9 protein-coding genes and 1 pseudogene are annotated in these 8,763 nt (G+C 48.6%); all 10 read left to right on the top strand.

Annotation, left to right across the window (positions count from 1 at the left end):
- Positions 1-75: 75 nt before the first annotated feature.
- Positions 76-159: pseudogene (locus LKD71_RS14930) on the top strand (Maff2 family mobile element protein); the annotation flags it as partial.
- An 18-nt stretch (positions 160-177) separates the two neighbouring features.
- The gene (locus LKD71_RS14925) at positions 178-1,047 is read left to right on the top strand and encodes a VirB6/TrbL-like conjugal transfer protein, CD1112 family (RefSeq protein ID WP_195481212.1); all 870 of its coding nucleotides are present in this window, start codon (positions 178-180) and stop codon (positions 1,045-1,047) included.
- Positions 1,048-1,068: 21 nt separating this feature from the next.
- Complete coding sequence (locus tag LKD71_RS14920) at positions 1,069-1,473, top strand: PrgI family protein (protein WP_044477104.1); 405 nt, start codon at positions 1,069-1,071, stop codon at positions 1,471-1,473.
- Entirely contained in the window at positions 1,421-3,850 is a 2,430-nt protein-coding gene (locus LKD71_RS14915) for a VirB4-like conjugal transfer ATPase, CD1110 family (RefSeq protein WP_069432101.1), read from the top strand. Before LKD71_RS14920 ends, LKD71_RS14915 begins: the two co-directional genes overlap by 53 nt.
- The gene (locus tag LKD71_RS14910; RefSeq protein WP_015529209.1) at positions 3,847-4,806 is read left to right on the top strand and encodes a DNA-methyltransferase; all 960 of its coding nucleotides are present in this window, start codon (positions 3,847-3,849) and stop codon (positions 4,804-4,806) included. Before LKD71_RS14915 ends, LKD71_RS14910 begins: the two co-directional genes overlap by 4 nt.
- A gap of 26 nt (positions 4,807-4,832) precedes the next feature.
- The gene (locus tag LKD71_RS14905; protein ID WP_069432102.1) at positions 4,833-6,737 is read left to right on the top strand and encodes a CHAP domain-containing protein; all 1,905 of its coding nucleotides are present in this window, start codon (positions 4,833-4,835) and stop codon (positions 6,735-6,737) included.
- Between the two features lie 31 nt (positions 6,738-6,768).
- The gene (locus tag LKD71_RS14900) at positions 6,769-7,038 is read left to right on the top strand and encodes a DUF4315 family protein (RefSeq protein WP_069432103.1); all 270 of its coding nucleotides are present in this window, start codon (positions 6,769-6,771) and stop codon (positions 7,036-7,038) included.
- Positions 7,028-7,756 carry a DUF4366 domain-containing protein gene (locus tag LKD71_RS14895; protein ID WP_035394374.1) on the top strand — a complete coding sequence of 243 codons (729 nt, stop codon included), beginning with the start codon at positions 7,028-7,030 and terminating at the stop codon, positions 7,754-7,756. The genes LKD71_RS14900 and LKD71_RS14895 overlap by 11 nt, the downstream gene beginning before the upstream one ends.
- Positions 7,753-7,935: a hypothetical protein gene (locus tag LKD71_RS14890; protein ID WP_005933783.1), complete on the top strand. Its 183-nt coding sequence runs from the start codon at positions 7,753-7,755 to the stop codon at positions 7,933-7,935. Before LKD71_RS14895 ends, LKD71_RS14890 begins: the two co-directional genes overlap by 4 nt.
- Positions 7,936-7,952: 17 nt before the next feature.
- A complete protein-coding gene (locus LKD71_RS14885; RefSeq protein WP_022621592.1) occupies positions 7,953-8,657 on the top strand; it encodes a VanZ family protein in 705 nt (234 codons plus the stop codon).
- The last annotated feature ends 106 nt before the right edge of the window (positions 8,658-8,763 follow it).

Here is an 8,763-nt window from a genome sequence, read left to right as displayed (position 1 = left end):
CGGTTCTCTTAAAAACACCATATAGATTTTTTGTACGCCGCCGCCCGCCATCGAGCAGAGTTTTACACCTAATTGGGGATAAAACAGCTTATGGCGGGCGGCGGTGTTGCCCTTATCGGCACTATCCTTGTACCTCTGCTTTCCGGTCTGTTCGGATAAGTTTACGGAGGGTAGCCTATGGAGAGCATACTTGACGCGATTAACGAATGGATAAAGGAAATCCTTATCGGCGCGATAAACGGTAATCTGTCAACTATGTTCGGGGACGTAAACGAAAAAGTAGGCACCATTGCAGCGGAGGTAGGCAAGACCCCGCAGGGGTGGAACGCGAACATTTTCAACATGATACAAAATCTGTCTGAAAATGTGATTGTACCCATTGCGGGGCTTGTCATTACCTATGTCCTCTGTTATGAGCTTATCAGCATGGTAACGGAAAAAAACAATATGCACGACGTTGACACATTCATGTTCTTTAAGTGGTTTTTCAAAGCCTTTGTTGCCGTTTTCTTGGTAACGCATACCTTTGATATAACAATGGCAGTCTTTGATATGGCGCAGCATATTGTGTCCGGCGCGGCGGGGGTAATCGGCGGCGATACGAATATCGACGTAACCGAAGCCCTTGCCGCCATGCAGGAGGGACTAAACGATATGGAAATCCCCGAACTACTGTTACTTGTCATGGAAACGAGCCTTGTAAGCCTTTGTATGAAAATCATGTCCGTACTGATAACCGTTATCCTCTACGGCAGAATGATTGAGATATACGCCTACTGTTCCGTTTCCCCTATCCCCTTTGCCACTATGACAAACCGGGAATGGGGACAGATTGGGAACAACTACCTAAAGGGGCTGTTTGCACTGGGCTTTCAAGGCTTCCTCATTATGATATGCGTCGGCATTTATGCGGTTTTAGTAGGCGAAATGGTCTTAGCGGACAATCTGCACAGCGCGATTTTTTCCCTTGCAGCCTATACCGTTATCCTCTGTTTCTCCCTGTTCAAATCCGGCGCACTGGCAAAATCCATATTCAACGCCCACTAAGGGCAGAAAGGAGGTTTTTTCTTGGCGTATGTACCTGTACCCAAAGACCTATCCAAAGTCAAAACAAAAGTCGCTTTCAATCTAACAAAGCGGCAAATCCTTTGTTTTTCAGTGGCACTTCTTATAGGACTGCCGCTTTTCTTTTTGCTCAAAGACAGCGCAGGGACGAGCCTTGCGGCAATGGTAATGATTGTCGTCATGCTTCCCTGCTTCTTGGTTGCCATGTATGAAAAGCATGGGCAGCCCCTTGAAGTGGTAATAAAGAACATCATTCAGACAAAATTTACCCGCCCCAAAGTGCGACCATATCAGACAGAAAACCTATATGCACTCTTGGAGAAACAGCGGGCATTAGAAAAGGAGGTATCAGCGATTGTCAAAAGGACAGACAAAAAAGACGCGGGAAGCCGCAGGAAACAGGCGTAAGCTGACCCGCGCGGAAAAGAAACAGATAGCGGCGGTTATCCGGCAGGCAAAGGGGGACGGCAAAGCCCACACCGCACAGCAGACCATTCCCTACCTTGCCATGTACCCGGACGGTATCTGCAAAGTGGCACAGCGGAAATATTCAAAGAGCATTGCCTTTGAGGACATTAACTATCAGCTTGCACAGGCAGACGACAAGACCGCCATTTTTGAAAACTGGTGCGATTTTCTCAATTACTTTGACGCAAGCGTAAATGTGCAGCTTTCGTTTATCAATCAAGGTTCACAGCAGGAACAGGCAGCGCGGGCAATCCATATCCCGCCGCAAAATGATGATTTTAACTCTATCCGCACCGAATATTCCGATATGCTGAAAATGCAGCTTGCCAAAGGGAACAACGGGCTTGTAAAGCACAAGTACATCACGTTTTCCATTGAAGCGGACAATCCGGCGGCGGCAAGGGCGCGGCTTTCCCGTATCGAAACGGACGTACTCAACAATTTCAAGGTGCTTGGCGTATCGGCGCACCCCTTATCCGGCTATGAACGCTTAAAGGTGCTGCATGGGGTATTCCACCCGGCAGGCGAGCCGTTCTCATTCTCCTATGACTGGCTGACCCCGACAGGGCTTACCACAAAGGACTTTATCGCCCCGTCCTCTTTCAAGTTCGGGGAGGGACGCTACTTTGCTATGGGGAAAAAAACGGGGGCGGTATCGTTCCTTGAAATCCTTGCCCCGGAGTTAAACGACCGTATTTTAGCGGATATGTTGGACTTGGAAACAGGGGTTATTGTCAATCTCCATATTAAAAGTATCGACCAGTCGGAAGCAATCAAGACCATTAAGCGCAAAATCACTGACCTTGACAAGATGAAGATTGAGGAACAGAAAAAAGCAGTTAGAAGCGGTTACGATATTGACATACTCCCGTCCGACCTTGCCACTTTTGGGAATGAAGCAAAGAATTTGTTGCAGGATTTACAGAGCCGCAACGAGCGAATGTTTCTGCTGACGTTCCTTGTGGTAAACATGGCAGACACGAAGCGGAAACTGGAAAATGACATTTTCGCGGCGGCGGGCATTGCACAGAAATACAACTGCGCCTTGACCCGTCTTGACTATCAGCAGGAAGCGGGGCTGATGTCCTCTATCCCTTTGGGGGAGAACCTTATCCCTATTCAGAGAGGGTTGACGACGAGCAGCACCGCTATTTTTATCCCGTTCATCACACAGGAACTATTTCAGACTGGGGCTGCCCTGTATTATGGCTTAAATGCCCTGTCAAACAACATGATACTCTGCGACCGCAAGCAGCTTAAAAATCCAAACGGGCTTATCTTGGGAACACCGGGCAGCGGAAAATCCTTTGCGGCAAAGCGGGAAATCACAAATGCTTTTCTCATTACCGACGACGATATTTTTATCTGCGACCCGGAAGCGGAGTATTTTGCCCTTGTAAAACGGCTTGGCGGGCAAGTGATACGGTTATCCCCGACAGGCAAAGGTATGGACGGTACGCCCCAGTATGTGAACCCTATGGATATGAACCTCAACTATTCCGAGGACGACAGCCCCCTTGCACTGAAAAGCGATTTTATCCTTTCTCTCTGCGAGCTTGTCATTGGCGGCAAGGAGGGCTTACAGCCTGTTGATAAGACCGTCATTGACCGCGCTGTAAGAAATGTGTATAGGGACTACCTTGCTGACCCCGACCCGGAGAAAATGCCTATCTTGGGCGACCTTTACGACGAGCTGTTAAAGCAGCCGGAGCCGGAAGCTGCCCGCATTGCCGCAGCATTGGAGCTGTATGTTTCCGGCAGCCTTAACGTATTCAACCACAGAACCAACGTGGAGCTTTCTAACCGCCTTGTCTGCTTTGATATAAAGCAGCTTGGAAAGCAGCTCAAAAAGTTAGGTATGCTCATTGTGCAAGACCAGATATGGAACCGCGTTACCATTAACCGGGCAGAGAAAAAGTCCACCCGCTACTATATGGACGAATTTCACTTGCTCTTAAAAGAGGAACAGACCGCAGCTTACAGTGTGGAGATTTGGAAGCGTTTCCGTAAATGGGGCGGCATACCGACAGCTATCACACAGAATATTAAGGACTTGCTTGCTTCACGCGAGGTGGAAAATATCTTTGAAAACTCTGATTTTGTCCTCATGCTCAATCAGGCGCAGGGCGACCGGGCTATCCTTGCAAAGCAGCTTAATATCTCCCCGCAACAGATGAAGTATGTAACCCATACCGAAGCAGGCGAGGGACTTATCTTTTATGGAAATGTGGTGCTGCCCTTTGTAGACCATTTCCCGAAAGATACCGAGCTTTACCGCATTATGACGACGAAGCCGGAGGAAGTGAGCAGCCTATGAAAACAGACGTGATTATCAACCGGGACGCGCTTTGTGCTTTGCAGGAATTACCCAGTGAAAGCGTCCATTGCTGCGTTACAAGCCCGCCGTACTTTGCGCTGCGGGACTATGGGCTTGACGCACAAATCGGACAGGAGGATACGCCGGAACAGTATATTGACAGGCTGACCTCTGTTTTTCGCGAGCTTTACCGGGTGCTTAGAAAGGACGGTACGTTATGGCTGAATATCGCAGACACCTATTGCGGCACAGGAAATAAAGGCGGCTATGCTGACCCAAAAAACCCAAAGGGACGCACCGGACAGCGGATTGCAAGGAACAGCCGCGTTACCGGCTGCAAACAAAAGGACTTAATCGGTATTCCCTGGCTCTTGGCGTTTTCCCTACGGGAACAGGGGTGGTATCTACGGAGCGATATTATATGGCAAAAACAAAATCCTATGCCGGAAAGCTGCAAAGACCGCCCGACCCGCTGCTATGAACATATCTTCCTGCTTTCAAAGGAAAAGAAATATTACTATGACGCTGCCGCCATTGCAGAACCCTTAGCACCTACTACCGCAGAACGGTATCGCAGAGCGCGCAGCACCAACAGCAAATACACACAGGAAATACCCGGACAAGGAAAGGTGCAGGGACTAAACCGACCGCGGGACGGTGGCTACTATGACGACGCGCTCATGCCGACCACGCGGAACAAGCGGGACGTGTGGCTGATTAACACTGTCCCATATAAAGGGGCGCATTTTGCAGCTTTTCCCCCGAAATTAGCGGAAACCTGTATCTTGGCGGGCTGTCCCAAAGGTGGGATTGTCATAGACCCGTTTTTCGGAAGCGGAACCACAGGATTTGCAGCAAAAAGCCTTGACCGCCATTATATCGGGATTGAATTAAATGCAGAATATTGCGCCCTTGCGAGGGCGCGGATTGGAGGTGCAGGACTATCAAGCAATTAAAACCACGCGATAAAATCACACAGAAAATGACCCGCGACGGGCTTATCGAGGTAAACGAAACACAGCAGACCGCCGAGCGTATCAGCAGCCGGGAAGCAGACAGCGACTTTTCACAGCCGGACAGTGCCGCAGCGGAACGCGTCATAGAACATCTTGACGCAGCACATACCCGAAAAGCAAACAAAAAGGAAGTCAAAAAAGAGCAGGAAGCTACTGCTTTGCGTACTTCCACTTCCCGCTTACAGTTTACCGAGGAAGAACGGGCAACGCCGGAACTGGAAACTTACATCAAAAAATCGGAAAAAGCCGCTGACCGACTGGACGCAGCAAAGGCAGCTATCCCAAAGCAAAAGAAACTGGTTAAGGAGCGCACCTTTGACGAAGCCGCAGGAAAGGCAAAGACCCGCCTGCACTTTGAGGAACAGGAAAAGCCGATACCCGGCGGCAAAGCCCACAGCAACCCGTTATCCCGCCCCGCGCAGGAAGCGGGTATTTTTGTTCACAACAAAATCCACAGCGTCGAGAAAGACAATTCCGGCGCGGAGGGCGCGCACAAATCGGAGGAACTTGCCGAGCGCGGCGCAAGGTACGGGACAAGGAAATTCAAACAGGGCTACCGCAGCCATAAGCTGAAACCCTACCGGGAAGCAGCAAAGGCAGAAAAGGCAGCGTTCAAGGCAAATGTGAACTTCCAGTATCACAAAGTCTTGCAGGAAAATCCTCAGCTTACAAGCAATCCCTTTTCCCGGTTTATGCAGAAACAAAAAATCAAACGCCAGTATGCAAAAACTGTAAAGAAAGGCGGTGCAGCCACCGCCAAAGCAACCGCCGGAGCGTCACAGACAGCAGCAAAGAAAGCGGCTGCCTTTGTAGGGCGACACCCGGCGGGCGTGATAATCGCTATCGCCGCGCTGCTTCTGTTCATCATGGTATCAGTAGGGCTTTCCTCTTGTGGGGCAATGTTTTCCGGCAGCATGAACAGCGTGTTAGGGACTTCCTACACGTCCGAGGACAGCGACCTTGTGGCAACGGAACAGAGCTATGCTGCAATGGAAAACGAACTGCAAAGTGAGATTGACAATATCGAAACCACCCACAGCGGCTATGATGAATACCGCTATGACCTTGACACTATCGGGCATAACCCACACGAACTTGCGTCTTATCTGACCGCCCTTTTACAGAGCTACACCCCACAGAGCGCACAGGCAGAGCTAAAACGGCTGTTCGGCTTACAGTACACCTTGACGCTGACGGAAGAAATCGAGATACGCACCACCACCGACGAGGAGGGCAACGAGGAAGAATACGAATACCGTATCTTGAACGTGAAGCTGACAAACAAGCCGATTGCTTCCCTTGCGGAAGAACTGCTGAACCCACAGCAGTTTGAAATGTTCAAAGTGTACTTACAGACACAGGGCAACAAACCGTTGATTTTTGGCGGCGGCTCTCCCGACGGCAGCCCCTCCGAGGATTTAAGCGGCGTGGAGTTTGTAAACGGCACACGTCCCGGAAACCCGGAGTTTATGGAGCTTGCAAAACAGCAAGTCGGAAACGTGGGCGGTTATCCCTATTGGAGTTGGTATGGCTTTAACAGCCGCGTGGAATGGTGCGCCTGCTTTGTGTCATGGTGCTACAATCAAGCCGGAAAAAGCGAACCCCGCTTTGCAGGCTGCGAATGGCAGGGCGTTCCTTGGTTCCAGTCAAGGGGACAATGGGGCGCGCGGGGCTATGAGAATATCGCACCGGGCGACGCTATCTTTTTCGATTGGGATTTAGACGGTGTTGCAGACCATGTGGGGCTTGTGCTTGGCAGGGACGGAAGCCGCGTCTATACCGTTGAGGGCAATTCCGGCGACGCCTGCAAGATAAAGAGCTATGACCTTAACTATCAATGTATCAAAGGCTATGGGCTGATGAACTGGTAAAGCAGCCCCAAAAAGAAAGGAGAAATGACCTATGGCAAACAATAAAATCGACCGTATCAATAAGGAAATCGCAAAGACCCGCGAGAAAATCACAGAGTATCAGAACAAGTTAAAAGGACTGGAAGCGCAGAAAACCGAAGCGGAAAACCTTGAAATCGTGCAGCTTGTACGAGCTATGCGTCTGACCCCGCAGGAACTGAACGCTATGCTGTCCGGCAGCGGTATTCCCGGCATGAACGCCGCACACGCTACCGAAGCGGCAGACTACGAAGAACAGGAGGAAAATGCAGATGAAGAATAAACTGAAAAAGACCATGACTGCCCTTTGTGCCGCCCTTATCCTTATGGGCGGTTTTTCTGTCCCTGCCTATGCACAGGGCGCAGCCACAGAGCCGCCCGCAGGGGACGCGACCAACGACAGCAACGTAGTTGTGGAGGAAAAAGAGGAAACGCCGCCCCTTACCCCAAAGGGAAACGCAACACTGGTTGACGATTACGGCGGCAATAAGCAGCTTATCACTGTTACCACCAAAGGCGGCAACTATTTCTATATCCTCATTGACCGCGCCGCCGAGGGCGAACAGACCGTACATTTCCTAAATCAAGTGGACGAAGCCGACCTTATGGCACTGACCGAAAACGGCGAAGCTGCCAAAAAGCCGGAAATCTGTAACTGTACGGAGAAATGCGAAGCCGGAAAGGTAAACACGTCCTGCCCGGTATGTGTTACCAGTATGACAGGCTGCACAGGCAAAGAACCTACCCCAACACCAACCGAGCAGCCGGAAGAACCGAAAGGAAAAGGCGGCAATCCCGGTGTGGTGCTTGCCTTAGTCCTCTTTGCCCTGCTTGGTGGCGGCGCAGCGTTCTACTACTTTAAGTTTCTAAAGCCGAAGCAGAATGTAAAGGGCGATACCGACCTTGAAGATTTTGAATTTGAGGACTACGACGAGGACGAGCCGGAAGCAGATACCGGGGAAACTCCCGAAGATGAAGAAACGGAGGAAGAAACCCTATGACCCTGTTTACCGACAATCCCTTTGAAAAGATGATGATACAGAAACCGAACGGGCGGCGTGATAATGCTCCGCCTGTTCCTTATCCCCCGGCTTGCGCTTCCTGCCCTTACAAGGGACAGTCCCCTTGTGTTGGGTATTGCATTAGAAAGATTGAAGCAAAACGACAGCCGGAACGATAAAAAGATGTACTTTCGATATGGAATATGATATAATTGTTCCAACCATAGGAAATGATAGAGTTAAACAAATTTTTAGAGTAAGCAAAGGAGATAAAAATATGTTACCCATTTCTGATATTCTTATTCGCTCAATAAGTGGATATGTGTTTATAGTTCCAGTTTTTATATTGTATTTCTTATACCTTAAAAAATCAGGAAGAAAGCAAAGCCTTCTCCATATTACTGCTGTATTTTTATTCTATTATTATCTTTTCGGGATTTTGACCGTAACAGGTATTGGTTATACAAGCACAATATCATTTCGTCCGAGGATTTCTCTGATTCCGTTTCTCGGTATGATAAGTGGACCAATAGATACCATACTGAATGTTGTTTTATTTGTTCCTTTTGGATTTTTTCTGCCGTTGCTGTATAAGAAATATCATCACATAAAGACTGTTGTATTAACTGGTTTTCTGTTCTCTTTATCTGTTGAAATTGTTCAGATGTTTGGTTGGGGTTCAACAGATATAAATGACCTTATTACAAATACAGTTGGAGTCTGTTTAGGATATTTGGTTTATTATTTGCTATCAAAAGTCTTGCCTAATAATTTAAGAAAACAATTTCAATCTGAGAATGTCAATGATATGGTCGAAGTGCCTTTGTTTGCAATTTACACATTTATAATCATGGTTACAGTTCAACCTTGGGTAATCCATAGTTTACTCAATATTGGATAAATTTTAGTTTTGTCAAATCATTTTACTATTTCATATCGCACAATTTTATACAATCACTTGTAGGAGCAATCGAAAAATCGGTTGCTCTTTTCTTTTACCCGAAAGG

Origin of the sequence: Fusicatenibacter faecihominis, from assembly GCF_020686945.1 — a bacterium.
Classification (GTDB): Bacteria; Bacillota; Clostridia; order Lachnospirales; family Lachnospiraceae; genus Limivivens; species Limivivens faecihominis.
This window is presented reverse-complemented; position numbering and strand designations above follow the sequence as displayed.

Bases quoted from the DNA above. Each gene is read 5' to 3' on its own strand.
- LKD71_RS14925 (WP_195481212.1), top strand. From the start codon at position 178: ATGGAGAGCATACTTGACGCGATTAACGAATGGATAAAGGAAATCCTT.
- LKD71_RS14910 (WP_015529209.1), top strand. From the start codon at position 3,847: ATGAAAACAGACGTGATTATCAACCGGGACGCGCTTTGTGCTTTGCAG.
- LKD71_RS14905 (WP_069432102.1), top strand. From the start codon at position 4,833: ATGACCCGCGACGGGCTTATCGAGGTAAACGAAACACAGCAGACCGCC.
- LKD71_RS14900 (WP_069432103.1), top strand. From the start codon at position 6,769: ATGGCAAACAATAAAATCGACCGTATCAATAAGGAAATCGCAAAGACC.
- LKD71_RS14895 (WP_035394374.1), top strand. From the start codon at position 7,028: ATGAAGAATAAACTGAAAAAGACCATGACTGCCCTTTGTGCCGCCCTT.
- LKD71_RS14890 (WP_005933783.1), top strand. From the start codon at position 7,753: ATGACCCTGTTTACCGACAATCCCTTTGAAAAGATGATGATACAGAAA.
- LKD71_RS14885 (WP_022621592.1), top strand. From the start codon at position 7,953: ATGGAATATGATATAATTGTTCCAACCATAGGAAATGATAGAGTTAAA.